The sequence below is a fragment of the Janthinobacterium sp. Mn2066 genome (genome assembly GCF_049319705.1).
Classification (GTDB): domain Bacteria; phylum Pseudomonadota; class Gammaproteobacteria; order Burkholderiales; family Burkholderiaceae_D; genus Janthinobacterium.
In genome coordinates, this window is the sequence record NZ_JBMOUF010000002.1 from 20,535 (window position 1) to 45,632 (window position 25,098).

General features: G+C 59.3%; 22 protein-coding genes. 7 read left to right on the top strand and 15 right to left on the bottom strand.

Annotated features, from left to right (window positions below):
• Positions 1 to 47: 47 nt before the first annotated feature.
• From ACL9RI_RS03400 to ACL9RI_RS03425, 6 genes are all read right to left on the bottom strand, one after another.
• Complete coding sequence (locus ACL9RI_RS03400; protein WP_422725185.1) at positions 48 to 1,070, bottom strand: serine hydrolase domain-containing protein; 1,023 nt, start codon at positions 1,068 to 1,070, stop codon at positions 48 to 50.
• A gap of 60 nt (positions 1,071 to 1,130) precedes the next feature.
• Complete coding sequence (locus tag ACL9RI_RS03405; protein ID WP_422725724.1) at positions 1,131 to 2,333, bottom strand: PepSY-associated TM helix domain-containing protein; 1,203 nt, start codon at positions 2,331 to 2,333, stop codon at positions 1,131 to 1,133.
• Between the two features lie 15 nt (positions 2,334 to 2,348).
• Complete coding sequence (locus ACL9RI_RS03410; RefSeq protein WP_422725186.1) at positions 2,349 to 4,505, bottom strand: TonB-dependent siderophore receptor; 2,157 nt, start codon at positions 4,503 to 4,505, stop codon at positions 2,349 to 2,351.
• A gap of 261 nt (positions 4,506 to 4,766) precedes the next feature.
• A complete protein-coding gene (locus tag ACL9RI_RS03415; protein ID WP_422725187.1) occupies positions 4,767 to 5,009 on the bottom strand; it encodes a hypothetical protein in 243 nt (80 codons plus the stop codon).
• A gap of 58 nt (positions 5,010 to 5,067) precedes the next feature.
• Entirely contained in the window at positions 5,068 to 5,307 is a 240-nt protein-coding gene (locus tag ACL9RI_RS03420) for a hypothetical protein (protein ID WP_422725188.1), read from the bottom strand.
• A gap of 246 nt (positions 5,308 to 5,553) precedes the next feature.
• The gene (locus ACL9RI_RS03425; protein WP_422725189.1) at positions 5,554 to 5,886 is read right to left on the bottom strand and encodes a hypothetical protein; all 333 of its coding nucleotides are present in this window, start codon (positions 5,884 to 5,886) and stop codon (positions 5,554 to 5,556) included.
• A 231-nt stretch (positions 5,887 to 6,117) separates the two neighbouring features.
• Between ACL9RI_RS03425 and ligD the strand changes: the two genes are divergently transcribed.
• The 4 genes from ligD (at position 6,118) to ACL9RI_RS03445 (ending at position 11,038) form a co-directional block, all read left to right on the top strand.
• A complete protein-coding gene (gene ligD / locus ACL9RI_RS03430; protein ID WP_422725190.1) occupies positions 6,118 to 8,592 on the top strand; it encodes a DNA ligase D in 2,475 nt (824 codons plus the stop codon).
• Positions 8,593 to 8,631: 39 nt separating this feature from the next.
• Positions 8,632 to 9,210, top strand: a complete 579-nt coding sequence (locus ACL9RI_RS03435; RefSeq protein ID WP_422725191.1) for a TetR/AcrR family transcriptional regulator — start codon at positions 8,632 to 8,634, stop codon at positions 9,208 to 9,210.
• 75 nt (positions 9,211 to 9,285) lie between these two features.
• Positions 9,286 to 10,014 (top strand): SDR family oxidoreductase, encoded by a 729-nt coding sequence (locus ACL9RI_RS03440; protein ID WP_422725192.1) that lies wholly within the window; start codon positions 9,286 to 9,288, stop codon positions 10,012 to 10,014.
• A 97-nt stretch (positions 10,015 to 10,111) separates the two neighbouring features.
• A complete protein-coding gene (locus ACL9RI_RS03445; RefSeq protein WP_422725193.1) occupies positions 10,112 to 11,038 on the top strand; it encodes an NAD(P)/FAD-dependent oxidoreductase in 927 nt (308 codons plus the stop codon).
• A gap of 12 nt (positions 11,039 to 11,050) precedes the next feature.
• Here ACL9RI_RS03445 and ACL9RI_RS03450 read toward each other — a convergent pair whose 3' ends face one another.
• Positions 11,051 to 11,932, bottom strand: coding sequence for a Ku protein (locus ACL9RI_RS03450; protein WP_422725194.1), 882 nt, complete (start codon positions 11,930 to 11,932; stop codon positions 11,051 to 11,053).
• Positions 11,933 to 11,935: 3 nt separating this feature from the next.
• The gene (locus ACL9RI_RS03455) at positions 11,936 to 12,910 is read right to left on the bottom strand and encodes an SDR family oxidoreductase (protein ID WP_422725195.1); all 975 of its coding nucleotides are present in this window, start codon (positions 12,908 to 12,910) and stop codon (positions 11,936 to 11,938) included.
• A gap of 127 nt (positions 12,911 to 13,037) precedes the next feature.
• Here ACL9RI_RS03455 and ACL9RI_RS03460 point away from each other — a divergent pair, with 127 nt between their 5' ends.
• From ACL9RI_RS03460 to ACL9RI_RS03470, 3 genes are all read left to right on the top strand, one after another.
• Positions 13,038 to 13,607 (top strand): TetR/AcrR family transcriptional regulator, encoded by a 570-nt coding sequence (locus ACL9RI_RS03460; RefSeq protein WP_422725196.1) that lies wholly within the window; start codon positions 13,038 to 13,040, stop codon positions 13,605 to 13,607.
• 62 nt (positions 13,608 to 13,669) lie between these two features.
• Positions 13,670 to 15,310, top strand: coding sequence for a SulP family inorganic anion transporter (locus ACL9RI_RS03465; RefSeq protein ID WP_422725197.1), 1,641 nt, complete (start codon positions 13,670 to 13,672; stop codon positions 15,308 to 15,310).
• Positions 15,307 to 15,696, top strand: a complete 390-nt coding sequence (locus ACL9RI_RS03470) for an Imm1 family immunity protein (RefSeq protein WP_422725198.1) — start codon at positions 15,307 to 15,309, stop codon at positions 15,694 to 15,696. The genes ACL9RI_RS03465 and ACL9RI_RS03470 overlap by 4 nt, the downstream gene beginning before the upstream one ends.
• 6 nt (positions 15,697 to 15,702) lie before the next feature.
• Here ACL9RI_RS03470 and ACL9RI_RS03475 read toward each other — a convergent pair whose 3' ends face one another.
• The 7 genes from ACL9RI_RS03475 to tssF form a co-directional block, all read right to left on the bottom strand.
• The gene (locus tag ACL9RI_RS03475) at positions 15,703 to 16,182 is read right to left on the bottom strand and encodes a GNAT family N-acetyltransferase (RefSeq protein ID WP_422725199.1); all 480 of its coding nucleotides are present in this window, start codon (positions 16,180 to 16,182) and stop codon (positions 15,703 to 15,705) included.
• A gap of 74 nt (positions 16,183 to 16,256) precedes the next feature.
• On the bottom strand, positions 16,257 to 17,471 hold the full coding sequence (locus ACL9RI_RS03480; protein WP_422725200.1) for a T6SS immunity protein Tli4 family protein: 1,215 nt from the start codon (positions 17,469 to 17,471) through the stop codon (positions 16,257 to 16,259).
• Positions 17,380 to 19,314: an esterase/lipase family protein gene (locus ACL9RI_RS03485; RefSeq protein ID WP_422725201.1), complete on the bottom strand. Its 1,935-nt coding sequence runs from the start codon at positions 19,312 to 19,314 to the stop codon at positions 17,380 to 17,382. Before ACL9RI_RS03485 ends, ACL9RI_RS03480 begins: the two co-directional genes overlap by 92 nt.
• On the bottom strand, positions 19,311 to 21,902 hold the full coding sequence (locus tag ACL9RI_RS03490) for a type VI secretion system Vgr family protein (protein ID WP_422725202.1): 2,592 nt from the start codon (positions 21,900 to 21,902) through the stop codon (positions 19,311 to 19,313). Before ACL9RI_RS03490 ends, ACL9RI_RS03485 begins: the two co-directional genes overlap by 4 nt.
• Before the next feature lie 12 nt (positions 21,903 to 21,914).
• Positions 21,915 to 22,169 carry a PAAR domain-containing protein gene (locus tag ACL9RI_RS03495; protein ID WP_300758730.1) on the bottom strand — a complete coding sequence of 85 codons (255 nt, stop codon included), beginning with the start codon at positions 22,167 to 22,169 and terminating at the stop codon, positions 21,915 to 21,917.
• Positions 22,170 to 22,182: 13 nt separating this feature from the next.
• Positions 22,183 to 23,190, bottom strand: coding sequence for a type VI secretion system baseplate subunit TssG (tssG, locus tag ACL9RI_RS03500; protein ID WP_422725203.1), 1,008 nt, complete (start codon positions 23,188 to 23,190; stop codon positions 22,183 to 22,185).
• Positions 23,187 to 24,986, bottom strand: coding sequence for a type VI secretion system baseplate subunit TssF (gene tssF / locus ACL9RI_RS03505; RefSeq protein WP_422725204.1), 1,800 nt, complete (start codon positions 24,984 to 24,986; stop codon positions 23,187 to 23,189). The genes tssG and tssF overlap by 4 nt, the downstream gene beginning before the upstream one ends.
• Positions 24,987 to 25,098 lie beyond the last annotated feature (112 nt).

The following is a 25,098-nucleotide window of genomic DNA, read 5'->3' on the forward strand; positions in this document are numbered from 1 at the left end:
GTTGACGGCGATTACAAACGCTTACATCTACGTGTTTTTTTCCTGGCCTAGCGGGATTTGTCTGCCTGCAGCAGCGCCTTCAGAATCGCTTCCGAGCGCCGCTGGCCATAGCCCTTGCCATACGCGCTGGACGCCACGCTGATCACCATGCGGCGCGCTGGAATCACATAGATCTTGTTGCCACCATTACCGGAAGCGAAAAAGACGGGGATCTTTTCACCGGCGATCTCCTGCGTCTTCGCATACCAGAAATAGCCATAATGATCGGCATACGGGTCTGCCGTGCCGGTGGCCACGCGGGGCGCCAGCGCCGCCTTGATCCAGCTGGCCTCGATGATCCTCCGGCCGTCGAATACCCCCTGATCGAGCACCATCTGGCCGATCTTGGCCGTGTCGCGCGCGCGCAGGGACAGGTTGCCCTGGCCTTTGGCGTGGCCGGCGGCATCGCGGCCCCAGCTCCACCGCGTGATGCCCAGCGGCGCAAACAGGTTTTTGGCCGCAAAGGTTTCCAGGTCTGTGCCGCTGGCGCTTTCCACCACGCGCCCGGCGATATAGGCGGTCAGCGAGTTATAGCGGTAGATGCTGCCGGGCGTGGCGTTCGATGGCACGCCGCGCACGAAAGCGGTGGGGTCGGGCGCGTCATCTAGCTTGTCTTCATTGCCGGGCGAATCAGCGTCTTCGTCAAACGCGGCCAGGCCGGAGCGCATCGTCAGCACGTCGTCCAGCACCACCTTGCCGGCCGGGCTGCTGGCCACTTCAGGCCAGTATTGACCCACGGTGCCCGTGATCTGCAACTGGCCGCGCGCTACGGCGGCCCCCGCCAGCAGGGCCGTGATGCTTTTGCCCGCCGAGCGGATATCGTGCAGGGTGTCGGTTGTCTCGCCGTTGTAATAGCGTTCGGCGACTACGGCGCCGTCACGCAGCACCACCACGGCGCGCAAGTCGCCGTGCGGGTCGCTGTCGTAGGTTTGCAGGACGGTGGAGAGGAGGGCGTTCGCTTGCGTTTGTGCCAGTGCGGTGCAGGAGACGAACAGCGGCAATAACAGCAGGGCAGGAACAAGGCGTGGCATGGGTGGCTATCCATCATGATCATCGGATGGAGAGTGTCGCCCAAATGCCCCGCCTTGTCGCTAACTAAATCGCCGCTTGCCTGAAGTTTGCATGAAGCGCGCACGGCGCTTGCGCACCCAGATGATCAGGCCCGTGGCGCTCAGCATCGCCACCACCAGGCCCATGATGGAAATGAATATGCGTCCCGCCAGCCCGATGATGCGGCCTGAGTGCAGGGGGAACTGCGCCTGCAGGAAGATATCGCCGGCGCTGCCCGTGCCGGGGATCACGCCGCCGGCGGGGCTGCCGTCGCTGCTGTCGAAATACAGCCACGCATTACCCAAGCCGCCATCGCCGTGGTCATTGTCCGCATTGAAGAAGCCCACGCCATACAGGCCGTAGGCGGATGAATAAAACACGCCGCCGGCCGGCAGCAGCCAGCCCCGCTTGGCCGCTTCCGTTTTTGCCAGGACCACCACCTGTTCGCGCGTGATGCGCGGTTCGCTTTGCTGCGCGGGCGTGCGCGGCGTGCGGCTGTCGAAGGCGTTCGGGCTGAGGGTGGAAAACTTCGCTACCAGCGGGCGCATCACCTGGGTTTGCAGATTCATCGACACCGACGTCAGCGCCAGTATCAGCAACAGCAGCCAGACCCACACGCCGCCCGAGCGGTGCAGGTCGAAGTTCAGCTTATGGCTGCCCTGGCGCCAGCGGAAGGCCAGCGACTTGCGCCAGCTGCGCCAGTTCGGGAAGGACAGGTAGAGCGCGATAAAGCAATCGAGAAACCACACCATGCCGATGATACCCATGAACCACAGGCCCAGTTCTATGCCCCAGCCATCGGGGATATGCATGGTGTAGTGCAGCTTGTACAGGAAGGGCAGCAGGTTTTCGCGCGTCAGCGAGACGGCGCCCCACGCGCGCGTGCCCTGGATCTTGCCGCTGACGGGGTCCAGCGCCACCTGGTTGTAGCCCAAGTCATACGGCTTGCCGGTGGCAGGGTCGATCCTGCCTTCGACCGACATCAGCGCCGTGTGGCCAGGCTCCAGTGCCGTCAGCAGGTAGTTGACGCGCAGGCGCGGGTTGTGCGCTTCCAGCTGCCGGGCCAGCGCCAGCCCCGATTGCGCCGCTCCCGTTTGACTCTGCGCATGAAACAGCTGCGGATTGAGCCAGGCGTCGAGTTCGTGGTCCCACGAAATGACGGCGCCCGTCAGGCCGGAGATAAACAGGAACAGGGCCGCCGCCAGTCCGAACCAGCGGTGCAGCAGAACCAGGGCAGGGCGCAGGCGCTTAGGCATGGATCAGTACTTCCAGCTCAGGGTCGCGCTGCCATTGCGGCCGGGCGCATACAGCGCCTGGGTCCAGTACAAACTGGTCAAGTGCTTGTTGTCCGTCACATTGTTCAGGTTCAGCGACAGGCTGACATTGCGGCTGATGTCGTAGCTGGCCAGCAGGCCCAGTTGTGCATACGAACCCTGGCGCAGGGTGAGGGCGTCGCTCACCTTGTTATAGATGGCGTCTTGCCAGCTCAGGCTGGCGCCCACTTTCAGCGCCGGCAAGCCGGCCACGCGGTAGGTGCTGGCCAGGTGGAACTGCTTGCGCGGGATGAAGGTGCGGGCATCCTGGCCGTCGTCGCCCGTGATGCGCAGCTGCGAGTAGCCGGCGTTGGCCTGCCAGCCCCTGGCCAGTTCACCGGCCACGTCGAATTCCACGCCTTTCGACTCCGAATTGACGCCCTTGTAAAAGGTCTTGAAGTCGGCCGTGGTGCCTGCCACTTCGGCTGCATTGTCCTGGCGCGTCTTGAACACGGCGCCCGACAGGTTCAGCTTGCCATCGAACCACTCGCTTTTCAAGCCCGCTTCCAGGCTCTTGCCGGTGGCGGCGGCCAAAGTCTGGCCGCGTGCGTCGATGCTGCTTTGCGGGTTGAAGATGCCCGTGTAGCTGCCGTAGGCCGATACATGGCGGTTGATGTCGTACACCAGGCCCGCGTAGGGCGTGGTGTCGCTTTGCGACTTGGCCTGGCTGACGCCGTAGGCCGTGCCGCTGCTGTCAGCCTTGACGGTATTGAAGCCGGCCAGCAGCTTGGTATTGTCGGCCAGGTTGAAGCGGGCGGCCACGAAGGCGTTCTTGCGCTTGTCGGTGTAGGAACTGCCATCGGTCGAGGCGTCGAACACCGGTTCGGGGTAGGAACCGTCGAAGGCCGTGCCGTTCGGCAGCGGGGTGCCGATGCCGCGGCCATAATGCGAGGTATCGCTCAGGGTGGATTTCGACCAGCCCAGCCCCAGGGTGATGTCGTGCTTGCGCCCGCCCAGCATGAATTTGCCATTGGCTGAAATATCGGCCAGGACCTGGCCATTGTTCGAGTTATAGGCCGACGGGTAGCTGAACAAGCCATCGCCGGTGGCCCGGTCCGGCGTGCCATACACGTACAGCAGTGTCGAGTCCGAGGTGGCGCGCGTATAGCTCAGGGTTGATTTCAGGCTCCAGTCCTGATTGAACTGGTGGGCCAGTTCGGCAAAGGTGTTATTGGTCTTGATATTCCAGCGCGACCAGTTGGCCGAGGTGGAGGTGGAAATCGGGTAATTGGTCGGCGTGCCGTCCGTGTACGACAAGGGCAGGGCGCCCCACATGCCGCCCCGTTCCTGGTTTTTCTGGTAGGTGTTGCCGACGGTGAGGGTGGTGTCCGGCGTCAGCTTCGCTTCCACCACACCGTAGACGACATCTTTTTGCGGCGAGTAGCGGTCCAGGTAGGAATTGCCTTCCTGGTGCACGACGACGAAGCGCGCCGCCACCTTGCCATCGGCGCTGAGCGGGGTCGAGACATCGGCGTCGAAACGGCGCGTATCCCACGAACCCAGCGTGACGGCGGCCGACGCAGTCAGGCCGGCGACGGGGCGCTTGCGCACGAAGTTGATGGTGGCCGACGGGTTGCCGGTCGATGAAATCAGGCCATTCGCGCCGCGCACCACGTCGACGCGCTCAAACACGGCCGTATCGAGGTCGCCCATGACGTTACCGAAGACGAAGGGGATGCCCACGCCGTCATACTGGAAATTGGTGATGTCGTAGCCGCGCGCCGTGTAATACGAGCGGTCCGTTTCCACCGCTTCCACCGTCACGCCCGTGGTTTGCGCCAGCACCTTGCTGGCGTTGTCGAGCCTGAAGTCATCCATTTGCGCGCGCGTGACGACCGACACCGACTGCGGCGTGTCGCGCAAGGACAAGTCAAACTTGCTGGCCGAAGCGCTCTTGCGCGCCGTGTACGCCGCATCGTCGTTCTGGCCCGTGACCGTGATGGTTTGCATTACGGCCTCATCGTCATTGCCGGCCGGTGCATCAGGCAGTGCATCGGCGGCATGGGCCAGGCCCGCGCCGAGCGCCAGCGAGATGGCCAGGGCCAGTGGGCGCAGTGCGGGTGTCGAAAGGGATGGGGAGACGGAACGGGAACGGCCGGGCATTGAAACACTCCTGAAGGTATATGGCTGAGAATGAGAATAATTCTCAATTGTATTTGATGGTGGAGTGAACAGGCAAATCTTTCTGTGACCAACAAGCGTGCTTGGCGTGATTTTTACCGCGTTTTACATGGAGCCTGCGGCGGATCTGGCTGAGGTTTGCGGTGACTGAAAATGCAAAAAGACAGCCGGAGCTGTCTTTTAGTGTTGCTGGTATTGCTGACGTTACGGGTGTTGCTTGCTACTTACTGCTTGCTGTGCTGCTTACTTCGCTGGTGCTGGCGTTGCCGGGGTCGCATCGGCCGCTTTCGTTTCATCGGCTTTCAGCTTGTTGGCCTTGTGTGCCTTGTGATGCTTTTTAACGACTTTGGCATCTGCCTTGGCTGGCGCCGAGGCGGTAGCCGATGCTGCTGCAGGAGCCGCTGCCGGGGCAGGAGCGGCAGGCGTTTGAGCAAAGGCAGCGGTAGCGAACAGGCCGGCGATCAGGGTAGCGATAAGTTTCTTCATTTTTCAGTCCTCGGTGATGAGATATACAGTGTGTTGTTTTACGTAATGACTTGACTGCTTATTTCGCTGGTGCTGCTTCAGCGCTGGCCGATGCTGCTTTTTCAGCGGCCTTGGCTTTCTTGGCCTTGTGATGTTTTTTGGCTTTCGGGGCAGTTGCTTCCGATTTTGCAGCAGCCGATGCTGCTGGTGCCGACGCTGCGGCAGGAGCCGATGCAGGTGTAGCAGGAGCTGCAGGCGTTTGAGCAAAAGCAGCGGTAGCGAACAGGCCGGCGATCAGGGTAGCGATTACTTTCTTCATGGTGCAGTCCTCAGTGGTGGTTTGTCTGGTAATGCTGTGTGTGTCGGCATGTTTGCCGTGTCACTGAGCAGAAAACGCGGCCCGGCAGCATGGCGTTGACGGCGATTACATTCGCTTACACATGACTGTATTTTTCTCAGACACGACAAGTTGAACGTGGGTTCGCCAGCGCCCAGGGCAGGCGGCAAAAAACAAAAAGACAGCCGAGGCTGTCTTTTTGATGGCGCTGAACGTGCTACCAGCTGCTTACTTGGCTGGAGCGGCTGGGGTTGCTTCAGCTTTGGCTTCGTCGGCCTTGGCCTTGGCTTTTTTCGCCTTGTGATGGGCTTTGGCCTTGGTGGCGGCAGCGTCAGCCTTGGCGCTCGCTACGTCGGCTTTGGCATCGGCGGTAGCGGCTGCTTCTTTGGCGTCGGCTTTGGCGACAGTCTTGGTTTCTTTTGCGGTTGCTTTCGCCACTTCTTTCGTGTGTTTGGCATCTGCCTTGGCCGCATCGACCGTGGCTGGAGTTTGAGCAAAGGCTGCGGTAGCGAACAAGCCGGCGATCAGCGTGGCAGTAACGTTGAAAATGCGTTTTTTCATGGTGCAGTTCCTCAAGAAGTGGGTTGTAGTTCAGGAGATTTTTCCCCTGTCACTGAGTCCAAAACGTGGCCCGAACCACTTGCGTTGACAGCAAATCACAAATATTTACATTTAGTTTTGATTATTTTTTTGCCGGACATTGCTTGCCCTATGTCCGCTCTGTTAGCTGGCGTACCGCGCGCACCACAGCGGCGGCCTAGACTGGCGGCATCGTTACTACATGAGCCCGCCATGAAGGCTGCCCTGAAAACTTACCGGGCCAAGCGCAACTTTGCCGTCACGCCCGAGCCGGCCGGTGGCGGCGAAGCGGCGGGCGAGGTGCTCACCTTCGTGGTCCAGAAACACTGGGCCAGCCGGCTGCACTACGATTTTCGGCTGGAAGTCGATGGCACGATGAAGAGCTGGGCCGTGCCGAAAGGCCCCAGCTACGATACCAAAGACAAGCGCATGGCGGTGCAGGTCGAGGACCACCCGATTGCCTATTCCAGCTTTGAAGGCACGATTCCCGCCAAGCAATATGGGGCGGGCAAGGTGATTATCTGGGACCAGGGAAGCTGGCAGCCGCAGCCAGCCACCCCTGATCCGGCCAAGGCCTTGGCCGATGGCAACCTGAAATTCACCTTGTTTGGCCACAAGCTGCAGGGCAACTGGGTGCTGGTGCGCATGAAGGATAAAGGCGAAAAGCAGCCGGCCTGGCTGCTGATCAAGGAAAAAGACGGCTTTGCGCGGCCTGCCAGCGAGTTTTCCGTGGTGGACGAAATGCCTGACAGCGTCAAGGGCAAGCCCATGCCGAAGCAGGCTCGTGCTACGCCTCGGCCAGCGCCGCCCACGGCAGCTTTGCCGGAACAGCTGTCGCCCCAGCTGGCGACCCTGGCCGATGCTCCGCCTCCGGACGCGCAGCAATGGATATTCGAGCTGAAATTCGACGGTTACCGCATCCTGGCCCGCTGCGATGGAAAACACGTCGCATTGATCACCCGCAATGGCAAGGATTGGACGCATAAACTGCCCAGGTTGCAGCAGGCGCTGCAGGAGATAGGCTTGCCGCCGGGCTGGTATGACGGCGAGATCGTCGTCAACGATAAGCAGGGTCACCCAGATTTTGGGGCCTTGCAACTGGCCTTCGAGCAGGAAGCCACCAGCCAGATCGTGTATTACCTGTTCGACGTGCCGTATTTCGATGGCCACGATTTGCGCAGCCAGCCGGTCGAGGCGCGGCGCGCGCTGCTGGAGCAGTTGCTGGCCAGCTTGCCTGCGTCACCCATCGTACGTTTTAGCGCTGAACTGGATGCTGCACCGCAGAAAATTATTGCAGCCGCCTGCAAGCTGGGGCTGGAAGGCGTGATCGGCAAGCGGCGCGGCTCGCCGTATGTCACGCGGCGTTCCGGCGACTGGATCAAGCTCAAGTGTGGCAAGCGCCAGGAATTCGTGATCGGCGGCTATACGGAGCCGCAGGGCGCGCGCGAGGGCGTCGGTTCGCTCTTGCTGGGTGTGTATGACGAACACGGTGCGCTGCGTTATGCAGGCAAGGTCGGCAGCGGTTTTGACCAGCAAACATTGCTGGCGCTGCGGCGCCAGCTCGATGCCCTGCGGGTTGACAACAGTCCGTTTGCGGGCAAGGCAGGCGGCGTACGCCAGCCCATCTGGGTCCAGCCCAGGCTGGTGGCGGAAGTGGGCTTTGCGCAGTGGACCAGCGGCGGCGCCGTGCGCCATGCGGTGTTTCACGGCTTGCGCAGCGACAAGCGGGTCAAGGCTGTCGTGCGCGAGCGGGCAGGGGAAATCAACCAGGAGAAGACAGTGCCATCGCCGATGAAAAGCAGCTTGCCAGCCAGTTTCAAGGTCAGCCATGCAGAGCGCGTGATCGACCAGGAAAGCGGGACCACCAAGATCGACCTGGTGCGGTATTACGCGCTGGTCAGCAAGCTGATGCTGGTGCATTTGCGGGGCCGGCCCGTATCGCTGGTACGCGCGCCGTCCGGCGTGGGCGGCGAACTGTTTTTCCAGAAGCATGCCGATACGTCGAAGATGCCCGGCGTCAAACAATTATCGGCAGACCTGGACCCGGACCACCCGCCCATGCTGGAAGTGGCGACGGCGCAAGGTTTATTGTCTGCCGCCCAATGGAATGTAGTGGAATTCCATACGCAAAATGCCTTGGCCAGCGCCTACGGCACGCCCAACCGGCTGGTCTTCGACCTGGACCCAGGCAAGGGCGTGGGATGGCCCGCCATCCAGGAAGCGGCCGTGCTGCTACGCGCCTTTTTGACGGAACTGGGCTTGCCCGCCTGGCTGAAAACCAGCGGCGGCAAGGGCTTGCACGTGGTGGTGGCGATCCGCCCGCACTATGACTGGGATACGGTGAAAGCGTTTTCACAAGCCATCGTGGCCCATATGGCAGAGTTGATACCGCAGCGTTTCGTGCTCAAGAGCGGCCCCGCGAACCGGGTCGGCAAGATTTATATCGATTATCTGCGCAATGGGCGGGGCGCCACCACGGTGTGCGCGTGGTCGGCCCGCACGCGCTCGGGGCTGGGCATTTCCGTGCCGCTGGCGTGGGAAGAACTGGACAAGCTGAAATCGGGCGACGCCTGGAACGTCAGCAACGTCCACAGCCGCCTGGATGTGGGCAATACGCCCTGGGACGGTTATGCGCGCAGCGCCAGGGGGCTGGCCCAGGCCATGAAAAAGCTGGGTTTTGTTCCATAAGGTATTTGACAGATCAGTCCGGAATGCTACACTGCGGGCATGGGACGACCAAAACAATTTGAACGCGAGCAAGCCTTGCAGCAAGCGATCGGCATTTTTTCAGAGCATGGCTATGAAGGCTCGTCGACGGGCGCCTTGCTCGAAGGCATGGGCATCAGCCGCCAAAGCCTGTACGACACCTTTGGCGACAAGCGCCAGCTCTACCTGGAAGCGTTGCAGCGTTATACCACCGACAACGTGGGCGCCCTGGCGCGCGCGCTGGCCGAGGCATCGTCGCCGGCCGTGGCGCTGGAGAGCTTGTTGGATGCGGCGATAGCGCAAGCGCTGGCCGAACCGCATCCCCGCTGCCTGGGCGTCAGCGCCATTTGCGAATTCGGCCGTTCTGACCCGGAAATTACCGTGCTGACGGAACGGGCGGGCGCAGCGCTGGGGGCGGCGCTCGAACGCAGCCTGCTCCAGGCGAGAGAGCTTGGCGCCATCGCCGCCGACACCGATATCGTGATGGCGTCGCAATACCTGCGCGCCAGCTTGTCGGGCATCAAGCTGGCAGCCCGCAGCGGCGCGCCCGAAGCCACCTTGCGCGGCATCGCCGCCCTGGCCCTGCGCGCATTACGCTAATGTTTTACGCTGCGCCGGCGATCCGGCGCTTTTTTTGCAGTATTTTGGACTAAATGATCCAGAAAGGTTTTCATCATGTTGTTGGATAAGAAAATTGCTTTTGTTACCGGTGGTTCGCGCGGTATCGGCGCCGCCATCGTGCGCCGCCTGGCGGCCGATGGCGCCGTGGTCGTATTTACGTATGCGGCCTCGCAAGCGCGGGCGCTGGCGCTGGTGGCGGAAGTGGCCGCTGCTGGCGGCGTGGCGCAAGCCGTACAGGCCGACAACGCCGATGCGCCCGCCTTGAACGCCGCCATCGCCGCCTGCGCCGCGCAGCATGGCCGCATCGATATCCTCGTCAATAACGCCGGTATTTTGATACGCGGGGCCGACGCCAGCGTGGCCGACTTCGACCGCATCGTCGGCGTCAACGTGCGCGGCGTGTTCGTCGCTTCGCAGGCGGCCGTGCAGCATATGGGGCAGGGCGGGCGCGTGATCACGATTGGCAGCGTGAATGGCGACCGGGCCGGTTTCGAAGGCGCGGCCCTGTACAGCATGACGAAGTCGGCAGTGGCTGGCTTGATGCGCGGCATGGCGCGCGACCTGGGGCCGCGTGGCATCACGGCCAATACGGTGCAGCCGGGCCCGACCGAGACGGAAATCGTCAGCGATGAAGCAACGAAAGCGTTTCTGCGCACCATGATACCCGTGGGCCGCATGGGCCAGGACAGCGAAATCGCCAGCCTGGTGGCCTTTTTGGCGGGGCCGCAGGCGGCCTTCATCAATGGCGCAGCACTGACCATCGATGGCGGCTACCTGGCTTGATTGTCTGGCGGTGGGGCCTTCGTTAATGCAAAGAATTTGCGTTAACTCACATATGTAACTACAATAGTTACATGAAAACTTGTCGAAGGACTCCACCATGTTTGACCTGATCGTTATCGGCGGCAGCTTTGCCGGCCTGTCCGCCGCCTTGCAGCTGGCCCGCACGCGGCGCCCCGTCCTCGTGATCGATGCCGGTTCGCCGCGCAACCGTTTTGCATCGCACGCGCATGGCGTGCTGGCGCAGGATGGCCGCCCCGGCAGTGCCATCCTGGCCCATGCGCGCGCGCAGCTGGCCCGCTACCCGAATGTGAGCTTATGGCAGGGTAAGGTAAGCCAGGCGCAACCCTTGGTATCGGCGAAGATTGCCTTCGAAGTCAGCCTGGACGATGGCCGCCAGGCGCAGGGCCGGCGTTTGCTGCTGGCCACCGGCGTGCGCGACGTGCTGCCCGCCTTGCCGGGCGTGGCCGAGCGCTGGGGCCAGACGGTCTTGCATTGCCCGTATTGCCATGGCTATGAAATCGGCGACGGGACAGGTGGTCAACCCATAGGCGTGCTGGGCAGGTTACCCGCCTCCGTGCACCAGGCCAGCCTGATCGCCGACTGGGGCGACGTCACCTTGTTTACCCATGGCATGCCGCCGCTCGACGAGGATGCCCGGCAACTGCTGGCGCGGCGCAAGGTGACAATAGAAGCCGTGGCCGTGACGGCCATCGAAGGCGCCGTGCCCGCCATCGACGGCGCGCGGCTGGCCGATGGACGCCTGCTGCCACTGCGCGCGCTGTTCCTGGCCGCGCCTACGGAACAGGCCAGTCCGCTGGCGGCGCAGCTGGGCTGTGTTTTTGAAGAAGGCATGATGGGGCCGGTGCTGCAGGCTGACGCCATGAAGATGACGTCCGTGCCGGGCGTGTATGCAGCCGGTGACGCGGCCCGCGCCATGGCTAATATCACGTTTGCCATGGGCGATGGCGTGATGGCGGCCGTGGGCGTGCACCATGCCCTGATCGCGGAAGAGGCTGCAGGCTGATTGATGAATGGATCAGGCGCTCTTGCGCCGGGGCGCGGCCGCCTTGCGCGCCGCAGGTTTGGCTGCCGTCTTGGTCTTTTCGGCCGGGACCGCCGCCTTCTTGCCCAGGCTTTGCTGCAGCAGGGCTACCAGGTCGATCACGTTGCTGGCTGGCGCCGGCTGTTCGCTGTCCGGTTCCGGCGCCGTAATGGTTTTGGTTTGTTTCGCCTTGATTTTCTTTTTCGCCAGCGCCAGCACGTCTTCGCGGTAGCTGTCGTGGTATTGCCGGGGCTGCCATGCCTCGCTCATCCCTTCCACCAGCGACAGGGCCATTTTCAGTTCCTTGTCTGAAATGCCAGCTGCTTTCAAGGTGCTACCGGGCAAGTCCAGGTCATCGGTGGCGCGGATTTCATCGGCATAACGCAAGGTATTGAGCACGATGGCGTCGCCGATGCAGACCAGCGCGCACAGGTGCTGCTTGGTGCGCATCACCACGGTGGCCACGCCCACCTTGCCCGCCTTGCGCAGGGTTTCGCGCAGCAGCGCATAGACTTTGTCGCCGCCTTTGGCGGGCAGCAGATAATACGGATGCTCGTAAAAAGTCAGCGGCACTTCGCTGGCGTCGACAAAGGTGAGGATGTCGATGGTCTGCGTGGCTTTGACGTTGGCCTGTTTCAAGTCTTCGTCGGACAGCACCACGTATTGGCCGCTCTTGTATTCGTAGCCCTTGATGATGTCGTCCCAGGCCACTTCCTTGCCTGTCTGCTTGTTGTAGCGCTGGTAGCCGATGGGCGCAAAGTCGCGCCGGTCCAGCATCGACAGTTCCAGCTCATGGTCGAGGCTGGCAGAAATCAGCTCGACGGGGATGTGCACCAGGCCAAAGCTGATCGCGCCTTTCCACAATGCCCGCGCCATGGCTTATTCCCCCACGCTGCCGGTGACGGGCAGCACGATGCCCGTGATATAGCTGGAACAGGCGGGCGAGGCCAGGAAAACATAGGCGGGCGACAATTCCTCGGGCTGGGCCGGGCGGTGCATGCTGGTGTCCTGGCCGAAGCTGCGGATGTCCTCGGGCGGCTTGTCGGCCGGGTTGAGTGGCGTCCAGACGGGGCCGGGCGCGATGGCGTTCACGCGGATGCCCTTTTCCAGCAGGTTGGCGGACAGGGCCATGGTAAACGCGTGGATGGCGCCCTTGGTGGTGGAATAGTCGAGCAAGTTTTTCGAGCCTTTCAAGCCCGTCACGGAACCCGCGTTGATGATGGACGCGCCACGTTGCAAGTGTGGCAATGCGGCCTTGGCCATATGAAAATAGCCATACACATTGGTTTTCATGGTCAGGTCGAAGCGTTCCTCGCTCAAGTCCAGCAGGGATTCGGCATGTTCCTGGAAGGCCGCGTTATTCACCAGCACATCGATATGGCTGAACCGGGTCATCACCTGGCTGACGGCCTGCTCGCAAAAACGCTGCTCGCGCACATCGCCGGGGATCAGCAAACAGCTCTGGCCTTCCGCTTCCACGTAGCGCCTGGTTTCATTGGCGTCCTCATGCTCATTGAGGTAAATGATGGCCACGTCGGCGCCTTCGCGCGCATACAGCACGGCCACGGCGCGGCCGATACCCGAATCGCCGCCCGTGACGATGGCCACCATGCCGGCCAGCTTGCCGCTGCCGCTGTAGTCGGGCGCCAGGAAGCGCGGCTTCAGGGACATCTGCGCCTCGATGCCCGGCTTGGCCAGTTGCTGCTTCGGCAGCGGTGTGCCGGGCTGGCTGCGCGCGCTGGTTTGCACGGCTGCCTTGTCCTCGTGCCTGCTACCTGCATCGTGCTGGTCCTTGCGGTCCTGTTCCTGCTGGATGCTGCGCTGCAGATTGCCGATGGATTTGTTTTCACTCATGCTGGCCTCCCTGAATACGAACGGTCAGTATCGCGGCGGGGTGGCTGGTCTACGGTGCGCCTGCTAACAGAGTGGAAAAATCAGCGGAAAAGATATATGATGAGTGACATTATTGCAGGAGGCAGTCATGAAAGTGAGCAGGGAACAGGCGGCGCTCAACCGCGAGCGCATCGTCGAGGTGGCGGCGAAGTTATTCCGCGAAAAAGGCTATGACGGCATCGGCGTGGCCGACCTGATGAAAAACGCGGGTCTGACGCATGGCGGCTTCTATGGCCATTTCGCCTCCAAGGAAGACTTGATGATCGAGGCGTGCGAGCTTGCCTTGAAGAAATCCCTGGAAAGCTGGAAAGTTAGAATCGAGCAAGACCCGCAACAAGCCTTGCCCAAGCTGGTCAACCATTATCTGAGTGCACAATCGCGCGATACTCCCGGCGTGGCTTGCCCGGCGCCCACCATGGGCGTCGATGTGGCGCGCAGCTCGCCCAGCGCGCGGCCAGCCTTTACGGCCACCACGCGCCAGCAATTCGACTTGCTGGCAGGGCTGATGCCGGAAGGCTCGCCCGAAGAAAAACGCCGGCAAGCGATCACCACCTTTTCCGCGCTGGTGGGCGCCATGGTGCTGGCCCGCTCGACGGACGACGCCGCTTTTTCGGAAGAAATCATGGAAGCGGTGCGCACGCAACTGTTGGCAAGCTGATTACCCTGTCAGCCGGACGCCGCGCATGATAGGCTTCGGTTTTCAGATTTTGGGATCACATCATGCTGCTCTGGCTCAGGCAATACCGGCGTCCTCTGTTGGCGGGGGATATCACCGCCGGTATCGTGGTGGCCATGATGATGGTGCCGCAGGGCATGGCCTATGCGCTGGTCGCAGGCCTGCCGCCCGTGGTGGGTATTTATGCCAGTATCTTGCCGCCCGTGCTGTATGCCGTGTTCGGCAGCAGCATGACGCAATCGGTGGGCCCGATGGCCATCGTTTCCCTGATGACAGCCGCCGCGCTGGCGCCGCTGGCCGATCCCGGCTCTTCCCTGCATGTGGTGCTGGCCGCGCAACTGGCCTTCATCAGCGGCCTGGTGTTGCTGCTGTGCGGTCTGCTGCGCCTGGGCTTCATGGCCAGTTTCCTGTCGCGCCCCGTGATCAGCGGTTTCAGCAATGGCGCCGCCATCCTGATTATCTGGGGCCAGCTGACGCCGCTGCTGGGCGCCACCGTGCCGCACTGGCATCTGCCCAGCCTGGTGCTGGGACTGTGCAGCCTGGTTTTCCTGTGGCTGGCCAAGCGCTATCTGTCGGCAGTCTTGCGCCGCTGCGGCCTGGGGGCGACGGCGTCCGACGTGGGTGCGCGCCTGGCGCCGATGCTGCTGGTGATCGCCGGCATCGTGCTGGTGCGTTATTGCGGTCTCGACCATATGGGCGTGCAAACCACGGGCCACGTGCCCAACGGCTTGCCGTCGCTGAACCTGGCCACCTCTGGCGCGCACTGGCGTACCTTGCTGTCGCCCGCCTTGCTGATCGCCTTCATCGTCTTCCTGATGAGCATGTCCGCCGCGCAGACGCTGGCGCAAAAGCGCGGTGAAAAGCTGCAGACCAACCGCGAACTGCTGGGCTTGGGCGCGGCCAACGTGGCCAGCGCGCTGTCCGGCGGTTTTCCTGTGACGGGTTCCATTTCGCGCTCGGCCGTCAACTTCCAGGCGGGCGCCAACACGCCGCTGGCCAGCATCATCACGGCGTCCTTGCTGGCCCTGGCGCTGGTGGCGCCTACCGGCTGGCTTGCCCTGATGCCGCTGCCCGTGCTGGCCGCCACCATCATCTTTGCCGTGGCCGGCCTGCTGGACTGGGGCACCTTGAAACTGGCCTGGCGCTACGACCGCAGCGACGCGCTGGCGCTGCTGGCCACCACGGCCGGCGTGCTGGTCCTAGGCGTGGAAGCGGGCGTGGTGATCGGCGTATTGCTGTCGATGGGCACCCTGATCTGGCGCGCCAGCCGTCCGCATATCGCGGTGCTGGGCCGTATCCCGAACAGCGAACATTTCCGTAACGTGGAACGCTACGAAGCGCACACCTTGCCTGATCTGTTACTGCTGCGCATAGACGCCGGCCTGTTCTTTGGCAATGTCGAAGCCGTGACGGAACGCATCGAAGAAGAGTTGCGCGGCCATCCGACGGCGCGCCACCTGGTGCTGGTGCTGTCGGCCGTGAACCAGATCGACAGCACGGCCTTGCTGGGCCTGGGCGAGCTGAACAAGACCCTGGCCCAGCGCGGCATCAGCTTCAATCTTGCCGAAGTGAAAGGCCCCGTGATGGACCGCTTGCGCCAGAGCAGCCTGCTGAAGGAACTCAGCGGCAAGCTGTATCTGAGTACGGCGTTAGCAACGGCGGACTTGAGTGGTGGCAAGGCATGATGATGGAACTCAATCTGCACGGCGAGGCGCATGCCGTGGTGAATCTTGCCGATTTACAGCAGGCGCTGGCAGCGGCGTGCAACCTGGCGCAATGCGAACTGTGGCTGACCATGGCAGTGAATCCCGAACAAGGCCCGGCCCTGTGCCTGCTGCGCAATGGCGGCAATGCCTGGCTGATGTATCTGTGCGGCCAGGACGAGAGCAGTTTTCACTCGCTCGGCGATGATGAGGACGACGGCGTGTGCAGCTACTGGCTGGCCAATGGACAAGTCGATGAATATCCGTCTGCCTGGTGCATCGAGGTGGAACTGGCACAGCTGGCGCTGCTGAAGTTTTTTGAAACGGGCGGCGCCAGGCCGGATGTGATCGACTGGGAACCCGACTGAGCACTGTCAGCTTGGTACTAACATTTTCTCCATCACTACGCTGGCCAAACTGATGCCGCTGGGATGCGCGTAGGCTTCATCGCGCAAGGCAATAAAACCGGCCGCCCGGTAAAACGGCACGGCATTGAGCGACGCAGACAAATGCAGGCGCGTTATGCCGCGCTCGCGCGCCAGGGCCTCCAGCGCCGCCAGCAGGCGCTTGCCGATGCCCAGCCCTGCTCGGGCAGGATCGACAAACACCGCATCGACCTCGTGTTTATGTAGGTCCAGCATGGCGTAGCCCACAATCACCTCATCGCGCATGGCCACGATGCCACCACCCTCGGCCAGCATGGTTTCGTAGGCGGCCGGCACGGGCGAGGCTGTCCACACGGTGATCTGTTCCGGCGCATAGTGCGTGGCGCAACCGAAGCGCACGGCCTCCGTGCGCAAGGCCCACAAGGTATCGATGTCAGAAACAAGGGCGGGGCGCAAACTGATGGTCATCGTTTTATTTCAAGCAAAAGGTCATGCTAACGCAACTGGCTGATATTGGCCAAGAGATAACGGGAAAAACGCTTTTACAGGGCCGGTGCTGGCTTGTCCGGATCGATGTAGTAGGAACCCGGTGGCGCGCCCGGCACCTTGACGCGGAATTTCAGGCCGGATAGCAGCTTGTCCCACAAGGCTACCGCCTCGTCATCGCTGAGCGATGCAGCCTGGGCGGCGCCGACTGTATTGTGTTCAACCTTGGTGTACATCTTGACTTCCAAAGCGGAGGGATTGGCGATATCGCGTGGCGTGCCCACCAGTACCCACTCAAAATCATGCACGCCGTCGGTGCGGCGTATCAGCGATTCTTCGCCATGCCAATGCTGCACATCGCGCTTGCCTTCGCGCAGCAGGGTGCGTTTGGGATAGCTGCTGCCTTGTATGTCTTTTGCACCCTGTATGCGCTTGAGCAAAGATAACTCTTCGCGCATTTCTGTCTCAAACTGGGCCGGTGGATAATCGCCATAGGCATCTTTGTTTGAACTGATGGAAAAAGTCACGTCGGGCATGCTGGGCAAATAAAGACCTGCGTTGTCTATTTCCTGATCGCGGTATAAGTTTTCTTTCATGAAGCCATGTTCGAAGCATAAACCTGGCTCGATGGGAACCTCTTGCGGGTCGCGCAAGCGGAGATTGTTGGCTATAAAGAGCTGTCTGGCGGCAGTCATGGCCTCGTTCTCTCCATCGCGAAGGGCATCACCTACTATAAATATAAAATCTCCCTTGTTGATAAAAGTTCGGAAGATGAGAAGCTTATATTCCTTGGCAGATTCACTGCTGTAATATCTAAATTGCCAGCTATTTTCAACCGGCCCTTTTTCATTGTATACTATGTCAGCAGTATTATTTTCAAATTTTATTTTTTCAATATCTCTTTGAATTTGTTTTTTTATTGTTTCATTGTTGCCTTTTATGGTATCAATTGTGGAGCTCCCAATAATTAATTGGGTTTCTTCTGGTACATTTAAGGAGTAACGGCCAAAGCATAATAATTTCGTTTTTGAAAATAAAATTTCCAGTTTTTTACTCATTTTTACTGGTTTTGGCACGGCATTCTCCGTATACTCGTAATGTTTATTGCATGATTGCAATGCGATTGTAGAAATAATAAATATTAAAATGTGAAATATTGATTTATATGGTTTTATTTTTCTATATCCATTTTGCTGTTTTTGCAATTTGCACAATCGAATATAGCATTGATGATAGAACTTTCGGATCGGCGTAACTATTTTGATGTTCATATCCGCTTCCTTTTTTATCACCATGAAAAAAAAGTTTCCCAATAATATGCTGAGCAGAACGAGTTGAAGGAACGGTTTCGTCCCCAGGAGCACTGGCAGCTTGTAGTTTTAATTTCAATATCTTTGTTCCGGCCTGAACTGAAATAATTCCTTTGGCGTCATCACTAAGTAATTTCCATTTTTCCGGTGAGGGTATATCTGTTTTTTTTAATGAATTGTAGAAAGTACTGAAAAGACCTTCAGTGACTTTAAATATAATTTCACCATAGCTAAGATGTTCTTTTGAACCACAATAACTTGCGTATGTGTTTGGGTGAAAAGTTTTTTCTATTGATTGAAGAAAAATGGTAGAATCTTTTAGTCTTATTTTTACATTTTCCAAACCTCCCCCTTTTTCATTTGATACGTTTCCCGGATTCACCCATTCCGGGTTAATCAAACGCCACCAGGCATGGGCTGGTTGTAAATAGATACTGTCCAGTGCTGTTTCTTTACCGCGTGGCCAACTCCACAGTACTTGATCCTTTGCATCGACAACCTTCAACCATTCTTGTCCATATGCCACCCCCGGCATCATCTCCAGCGGGGCGGGAGCATTGGCCAGAATCGCGGTGGCATGTTTACCATCAATGCCAAGCACTTCTGCAGCCAGCGTGTTTATGGGGCCGCTTTTTTCTTGAAAACCGAAACGCATACGTTTATAGGCACTGGCGGCGCCGATGGTTGGCATGACGTTGTGGTAGATGCCCAATATTTTTACGTCTTTGTCGTTCAACATATTTCCATAGTCAGGATGGATAAGTGCGCGAGCGACAAGTCCTCCCATGCTGTGCGTGACGATAATCACCTCATCACATTTGAATCCACACTTTTGATATCCTTTTACTAGTCCGCGTATGCGTTCCGCGATGATTTTTGCTGAAACGGCATTGCTCTGTACGAAGTTGTAGCCCATTGCGTGAACCGGATACCAGCACCGGGAAATTTTTTTCATTTCATCATCATTTATTGGCTCTCCTGACGAGGCACCAAAATCTTTAGGATTCTTAATGATTAGCCTGGCGACATCGGGGTAAGGCTGTTCATTGTATGAATTTCTGTAATAATCATCGTCAGATTTATCATATGTCCAGTGGGGAAGAACTTTTCCTTTTTTTACTATGTTATTCATGAAGAACTCTGTTTTTATGAGCATATCTCCATATGCTCCCGCGAATAAAACTTCACTCCACCCACGCCATCGAGCAATATGCGCCGGTGTTTCACGGATTTCTGGAGGAACAAACCGTTCTGTCGAGTTGGGTCTTTTTTTTGCATCAACGATTGCATTTTTCTTTTTGCTAATACATATTAGCGGTTCCACTCCTGGAAAATTATGGGGAATATTGTCATGTCGCGTATTTGAATATTTGCTGACATCACCATCAGGGAAAAATTTATTATTGTTGCTCGTATATTGATAGTATTCAACTTCTGTTTCATTTGGATTAAATATTAATTGACGCTCTTTTGGTGAGGCGTTGCTAAACCAGCCACCTAAGCCATTTCCTGTCGCGACATTGAACTTCCCGGATTTGTCGACCATATCGTCAGGTCTCCATGATCTGTTATCTGGCCTTTTTAATTCATCTTGACTTATCTTGCTCATGCGCAAATTGCTACCCATCACGCCCGGTAGGAAGATGATCGGAATTAATTTTCCTGGTGGAATGGTGACGTCGTGTCGGGCCGTATCGGAGATTTCCGTTAAATTGACGGTATATTCGGCCCAGCCCCCAACAGTTTGCCGGAATTCCCCTTCATGGTTGTCGTGCTCATTCAAGTCTTTATCGTCATCTTTCATGGCAACTCTCCTTTATAACGAATCGTGTAGCTGTCCATTCCGTCACCTTTTTGTATCGGTGTCAGACCGGCAGTCGTACTTTTTTCGCTGATCGTGTTGCCATCCTCACGTATCAGTTCAAAAGCAATATCCGCTGCAGGAGTGCCGTCTACTTGTAGCAGGCGAACGGCTTGGTCAAAACTGCTATGCGGCCGTTCATTGAATTCCTGCGACACGCTTTTCGGCGCCAGGGTTTCCAGGTTGCCGTTGAAGAGCACGGGCGATGAGGTGAAGAATTGCACTTTGTCGCTGATTTCCAGCATGTGGCTGGCGCCGTGCAGGCGTACGCCTTTCTTGCCTTTGATATTGACCCAGTCCGCTTCACTGATGAGTGATAAGACTTTTTTGGCAATGACTTCCACCTCGTCGCTGTGTGCTTCGATACTGACTTTGCCGCTGGCGGCGATCAGTTTCATGCCAGCCTTGTGCACGAACAGGCTGAAGGTCTTGGCAATGCTGGCAAAGACGCTGTCGCCGCTGGCAAGCGAGATGCTCTTGCCGCTGCTGAGCGCTATATGTTCGCTGGCGGCCAGGTGCACCGATTGCGCCGTGCTCAGTTCGATCCCGGCCGGGCTGGCCAGCACCAGGTGCGGCTCCGACAATTCCGGAAACTCCTTGCCGCTGCCTTTGATGGCGGCGTTCTGATGCTTGATCGCTTCAGCGACGCTGCCTTGTTGTTCGGCGCTGTCCTGGGCGCCCGCGCTCACGGCCATGGCGGCCAGCCCTTCTTGTAACTGGCGCGCCTGCGCCAGCCGCGCCAGGGTTTCCGCCAACTGTTTGATGGTGTCGGCCTGTGTTTCCGTCGTGATCAGCATGCCTTTGGCGGCGCGCAGCGCACCCCAGGCATTGCTGGCCAATTCAAAACCGACACCACGCGCCTCCTTGCGGCCGGCGTTGTCGTCGATGCGCGTGATGTTGCCCAATGAGAGACGGCTATCCTGGTGCTCGCTGCGCAGCTGAGCCTGGATGGACGCCCGGGTATCGTCGAGTACCAGGTGATTGGCGCTGCGGGCGCCGAGTTCGCGGCTGCGCACGCCGGACAGGGCGCGCTGCTGCGGCAATTGCCATGGCGGCATATTGCGGCTGTTATAGACCACGCCGATCACGATGGGGTGATCGATATTGCCGTCCTGGAATTGCACGACCACTTCCTGGCCGACGCGGGGCAGGGCGACATGGCCCATTTGCGGGCCGGCCATCGGCATCATGACCCGTATCCACGGTGAGCTGCGCTCGTCGAATTCACCAAGCCGGTCCCAGTGAAATTGCAGCCGGATACGTCCCAGTGCGTCAGTGTGGATTTCCTCGCCAGCGGGCCCGACTACCAGCGCCGTCTGTACGCCAGCGACGATGCACGGCGCACTGTTGTAATGGCGGCCTGGGCGCCAGCGTATATCCTTGCGTACGCAGCACAAGGTGTTGGCGTAATGCGATGCCGCTTTGTGGTCAGCCTGATAATTGTTGCTGGCGATATGCTCGACGGACACTATCAGATACTCGCGTTCGGCAATATTTTCCGGGCGTTCCTGTCCCGCTTGATAGCGTTTTTCCTCGGCGCTGAAGTGCCCGTCGAGCCGGAAGCAGCGTCCGGCCTGGATACTGCGGTGATTTCCTTCCGCCCCGAAGTACTGGCGCAGGTGGTCGCTTTCTTCCATGCGGCGCTGCGCCAGCGATTCGCCCTCATCCAGGTTGGCATAACCGTAGGCGCCCGTGTTTTCATACCATTCGTGGCCAAACACGTCGCCCTGGCGGTTCAGGCTATGGCCGGTGGCAAGGCGTGGCTGCGGATTCTTGTAGTCGAAACTGGCCAGTGTCAACTGCCCGGACCCCAGCCGCCGCACGGCTTGCCATTGTTTCAGTCCATCGTCTTCCATGGAACCCGATTCGGAGTGAAAGTGGATGGCGCCGTCGCCTGACGCTGTCTCGATCACGTCTGCCAGGGTGCTGTTGTCTGCCAGCCAAAGGGTATGCCCATCAGCACGGTGTTCGTACCAGTAATACAGGCCCAGCGCCTCCCAGCGCCGGTGCAGATGGTTGTAGTCGGTTTCGTTGTGCTGGTTGGCGCAGGTGAGTTGCGGGTCATCGTCATAGATGGCGGTTTTCCAGTCGCGCTGTTCATAGTGGCCAAAAGTCGTTTCGGTCAGTTGCATCACGCTTTGGCCATGGAACGAAACATTGTCCTGGCGTAGCCTGGCAAAGGCGAGCCAGGGTTGCAGCACCATGCGGTACCAGGCAAAACCTCCGTCGGCGCGCAGCAGGCTGAATTCGCCCACATAACCGTTAAAGTAGCGCAGCGTTCCATCGTCGCGCACCAGGGAAATGGTGACCATGCGTCCCATCATGGCCTTGAGTGCGATATGCGCATTGTCGGACAGCAGTTCGGCTTCGAAGCGGAAATCGCGCGACACGTCTTCCCTGGCCGTGAGTGAATTGACCAGCAGGATGGCGCCGTCGGGGCCGTCATCGCGCGGAAAGTCCAGCCGCAGCAAACGCTGCTCTTGTGTAGCGAAATTGAGTACGGATAGCGCTTCGGGCGTGGTGACAGTCATTGCCAGCCTCCCTTACAGCGATGTTTTCAGATGCGCGCCGCAAGCGGTGGCGTCGCCATCGTAGGCGTATGGCTTGCCCATATGTTTTGCGCCGGCGCCGTCAGGCTTGATGGCAAAACTGCCTTTGCACTTGGGGCAAAAGGTCATGTCATCTGACAGTGCCGCCGTCAGCCCCATCACGGTCGTGCCAGACGATGCGCTGGTGACTTTACCGCCGTGATCGGTCTGGTCGCCGAGCCGGATCACGCCGCGTCCCTGATGTTTCATGGTTTCCTCGTTTTCAGCTAGGTGATGTGCAAGTGTGCTGCAGCAGATAGCGCACGCAGGCATTGCGTACCTGGCCTTGCGCGTCCGGCAAGAAAGTAGTCCATCCCAGCCGATAGCGTTCTGACGGGCGGGGATGCAAGACCATGGCGGTGATGCAGGGGGCATGCAATGCCAGCCGCACTTCATATTGCAAATCAGGCAGGCCAAACAGGGCCAGCATTCTTGCCAGTGCTATGGCGCCAGCGCCGCGCGGCAGGAAGCGTTGCAACTCGGCCGGGCTTAAGGGGCCGATGTTGAGCCGTACCCGCATGTCATGGCGCCACAGCCGCACGCCCAGGGTGGCGCCGCGCGCCAGGGTAAAATTTTTGCTGCCCAGCAGGCTGCGCCGGTTTGCTGGCAGAGTGTCCCAGCCGCCAACAAATTGTTCCAGTTCAACTGCTACCCCGCAGTATTCGGCCAGCACGCGCGCCACTGCCTGCGCGGAGACGGGGCGGCTGCGCAGCAGTCCTGCATACCAGGCCGCCACGTCCCGGCTTACGGCGCCATCTTCGCTGGTCACTGGCAGGGCATGGCGTTGGACACCGGCCAGCGCCATCAGCAATGGCAACTGATCATCCCTGGCCTGGGTGTCGAGCGCCTCTTCCAGGCGGTATTTGCCCCAGGCCTGGCAGAACAGCACTACCATGCGGTGCGAAAAGATACCGAGGAAAGCCGATACGCCATCATCTTTTGTGACATACCGATAGGCTGCAATGCGTTCTGAATGGTGCAGGGGCAAGCTGCCGCTGACGCCCAGAAGCCCGATGAACGCTGGCGTCACGGTGATCTGCCCATTTTCCGCATAGGAAAGGCCTGCGATTTCACTGGCCGGGAAACTCAGCGACAAGCTGTTTTCAAAACGCAGTACCTGGCTAAAAGCTTGTTCAGCGGCCACATCATGCTGGCGTAGCCAGCGCAGCACAATACGCACCGCCTGTACAAACTGATAGCGGTATGGTTCGGCGAGCAGGTGCTGGATCACACCAGATTCTGCAGTCCGCTTCTTGGCTTGCATCGGATCAATTCCTCTCCGCTTTGCAGTGACAGCACGATTAACTCGATAAAACTGTTGATTTGGACATACAGTCCAAGAAAGTGATCGATCACCTGGACAAACAAATGCATGCTGCTGCCGACAAAGGCTTCCTCGTCCAGCGTCATGCGCAATTCGACGCCGTGCACCAGCGAGGTGCCGCGCCGGTGGCGTAGCCAGGTCGTGGTCGGCACATGTGTCAGCGCGGCGATACCGTTGATCAGCCTTTGTGATGTAGCCGACTGGGCCAGGTCATACAGCGTCAGCATTTCGCGCAATGCAGGCAATCCTTCTTGTGTCAGCGCATGGTGGTTGAGTGTCAAATGGGAAATCAGGCGCCAGTGCAGCCCAAAACCTTGTGCGAAACGGCGCGGTGGGCTGGGGCGGCGCAACAGGCGCAATGCGGTGCCGCCGTTGCAGGGTTGCAGATCTCCTTGTGGCTGGCCATATTTGAGTGCCAGCGGTAAATCCCGGTTGCTGCATGTCAGTTCAAGCGACAGGCTGGCCTTTTCGTGTATGAGGGGATTGAAGTCGCGATCGACCAGCGTGATCTTTTTCTCGTGGCCAGGGCTTTTTTCGGCAAGATGTCCGTCGTGGCGTAATATCCAGTAGTGGTGTGCCGTCCCTTCGCCATGGCGCAAGCTATACAGCGGACGAAATTCGGTCAGCGTGCTATCGCCTCCGCGTTGGCGCAGCAGATGGACGGTATCGATGCCAAAAACTTCGTAGCCATGTGCGTGGGTGGCATGGGCCAGCACGGCGTAGTCGGTCTTTTGACGCGTGACGGCAATCGGTACGCTACTCTGGCGGAAGAGGTTCACCACCGGGCTGCAGCCGAGTAGCAGATTCGCGTTGGAAATACTCGATAGCATGCGCGCAATATCGGAATCAGGGCGCAAGCCCGCCATGCCCAGATGCAATGTGAAACTCCGGCAGCCAGCAGGCAGGAAAGCGCTGAGCGCAGCGATATCGATATCAAAAAAATTGAATTTTTCCGGGTAGGCAAAGTATTCGCCGAGGACGCGATAGGCGGGCTGCGAACGCGCGCCAAATGGTAGCAAGGCTTCTGTCTCGGCAAAACCGACGGGTTGTAACGGTACGGACGGCAGGGCAATCCACGCTCCTGCTTCAGCTTCCATGAAGGCGCAGGTGGTGCGCATGAACAAGGCGTCGCGCAGGGCGGCGGCAAATGATGGTTCGCCATTGATGAAAACGCGCAGGCATGCCGGTGGCGCATCAAGATGCCGGATGACAATGCTGAGCGAAGAACTGACCGCCGTTGGCAGGCGCACGCCAGCAGGCGCCTTGAGCATGGCGTTGAAACCCGCATGCTCGAGGATGGATGTTCCTGTTGCAATGTCGTAGACCGTCTTGAAGCGGCAGCGTACGCCGTGCACCGGAGCCGAGTCCAGTTCGCTACTGGCCGGAAGGTGGAGTGCGCCCGCACCAGGCGCTGGCATATCCTGGTGCACGATGGCGCAGGAGGGAAATGGCCGCAGATAATGCGGAAATAAGGCTTCGAACAAGGCTTCGGTAAATTGCGGGTAATCGTCGTCCAGCCGTTTCGAGATACGTGCCGCCAGCATGGCCACTGATTCGATCAGGTGCTCCACATGCGGATCTTCGCAGGCCTCTCCGGACATTTGCAGTTTGCCTGCAATCCTGGGATAGCGGTCGGCGAATTCCCGGCAGTGTCGCCGCAGCATGACCAGTTCCCGCTCGAAATACGGCAGCAAGTCGTCCATTTAGTGCTTGCTACCACGCTGCGTGGCATCACGTGTTTCTGGCGCGCAATAATGGGTCATGGTCTACTCCTGGCGGGTAAAGCTGCGAAGAGGCCAGTATCGGAGCGTCTGC

Bases quoted from the DNA above. Each gene is read 5' to 3' on its own strand.
- ACL9RI_RS03435 (WP_422725191.1), top strand. From the start codon at position 8,632: ATGGGACGACCAAAACAATTTGAACGCGAGCAAGCCTTGCAGCAAGCG.
- ACL9RI_RS03470 (WP_422725198.1), top strand. From the start codon at position 15,307: ATGATGATGGAACTCAATCTGCACGGCGAGGCGCATGCCGTGGTGAAT.
- ACL9RI_RS03450 (WP_422725194.1), bottom strand. From the start codon at position 11,932: ATGGCGCGGGCATTGTGGAAAGGCGCGATCAGCTTTGGCCTGGTGCAC.
- ACL9RI_RS03485 (WP_422725201.1), bottom strand. From the start codon at position 19,314: ATGAAAGATGACGATAAAGACTTGAATGAGCACGACAACCATGAAGGG.
- ACL9RI_RS03400 (WP_422725185.1), bottom strand. From the start codon at position 1,070: ATGCCACGCCTTGTTCCTGCCCTGCTGTTATTGCCGCTGTTCGTCTCC.
- ACL9RI_RS03475 (WP_422725199.1), bottom strand. From the start codon at position 16,182: ATGACCATCAGTTTGCGCCCCGCCCTTGTTTCTGACATCGATACCTTG.
- ACL9RI_RS03420 (WP_422725188.1), bottom strand. From the start codon at position 5,307: ATGAAGAAAGTAATCGCTACCCTGATCGCCGGCCTGTTCGCTACCGCT.
- ACL9RI_RS03495 (WP_300758730.1), bottom strand. From the start codon at position 22,169: ATGAAACATCAGGGACGCGGCGTGATCCGGCTCGGCGACCAGACCGAT.
- ACL9RI_RS03415 (WP_422725187.1), bottom strand. From the start codon at position 5,009: ATGAAGAAACTTATCGCTACCCTGATCGCCGGCCTGTTCGCTACCGCT.
- ACL9RI_RS03465 (WP_422725197.1), top strand. From the start codon at position 13,670: ATGCTGCTCTGGCTCAGGCAATACCGGCGTCCTCTGTTGGCGGGGGAT.
- ACL9RI_RS03445 (WP_422725193.1), top strand. From the start codon at position 10,112: ATGTTTGACCTGATCGTTATCGGCGGCAGCTTTGCCGGCCTGTCCGCC.
- ACL9RI_RS03490 (WP_422725202.1), bottom strand. From the start codon at position 21,902: ATGACTGTCACCACGCCCGAAGCGCTATCCGTACTCAATTTCGCTACA.
- ACL9RI_RS03455 (WP_422725195.1), bottom strand. From the start codon at position 12,910: ATGAGTGAAAACAAATCCATCGGCAATCTGCAGCGCAGCATCCAGCAG.
- ACL9RI_RS03460 (WP_422725196.1), top strand. From the start codon at position 13,038: ATGAAAGTGAGCAGGGAACAGGCGGCGCTCAACCGCGAGCGCATCGTC.
- ACL9RI_RS03425 (WP_422725189.1), bottom strand. From the start codon at position 5,886: ATGAAAAAACGCATTTTCAACGTTACTGCCACGCTGATCGCCGGCTTG.
- ACL9RI_RS03480 (WP_422725200.1), bottom strand. From the start codon at position 17,471: ATGAACATCAAAATAGTTACGCCGATCCGAAAGTTCTATCATCAATGC.
- ligD (WP_422725190.1), top strand. From the start codon at position 6,118: ATGAAGGCTGCCCTGAAAACTTACCGGGCCAAGCGCAACTTTGCCGTC.
- ACL9RI_RS03410 (WP_422725186.1), bottom strand. From the start codon at position 4,505: ATGCCCGGCCGTTCCCGTTCCGTCTCCCCATCCCTTTCGACACCCGCA.
- ACL9RI_RS03440 (WP_422725192.1), top strand. From the start codon at position 9,286: ATGTTGTTGGATAAGAAAATTGCTTTTGTTACCGGTGGTTCGCGCGGT.
- tssF (WP_422725204.1), bottom strand. From the start codon at position 24,986: ATGGACGACTTGCTGCCGTATTTCGAGCGGGAACTGGTCATGCTGCGG.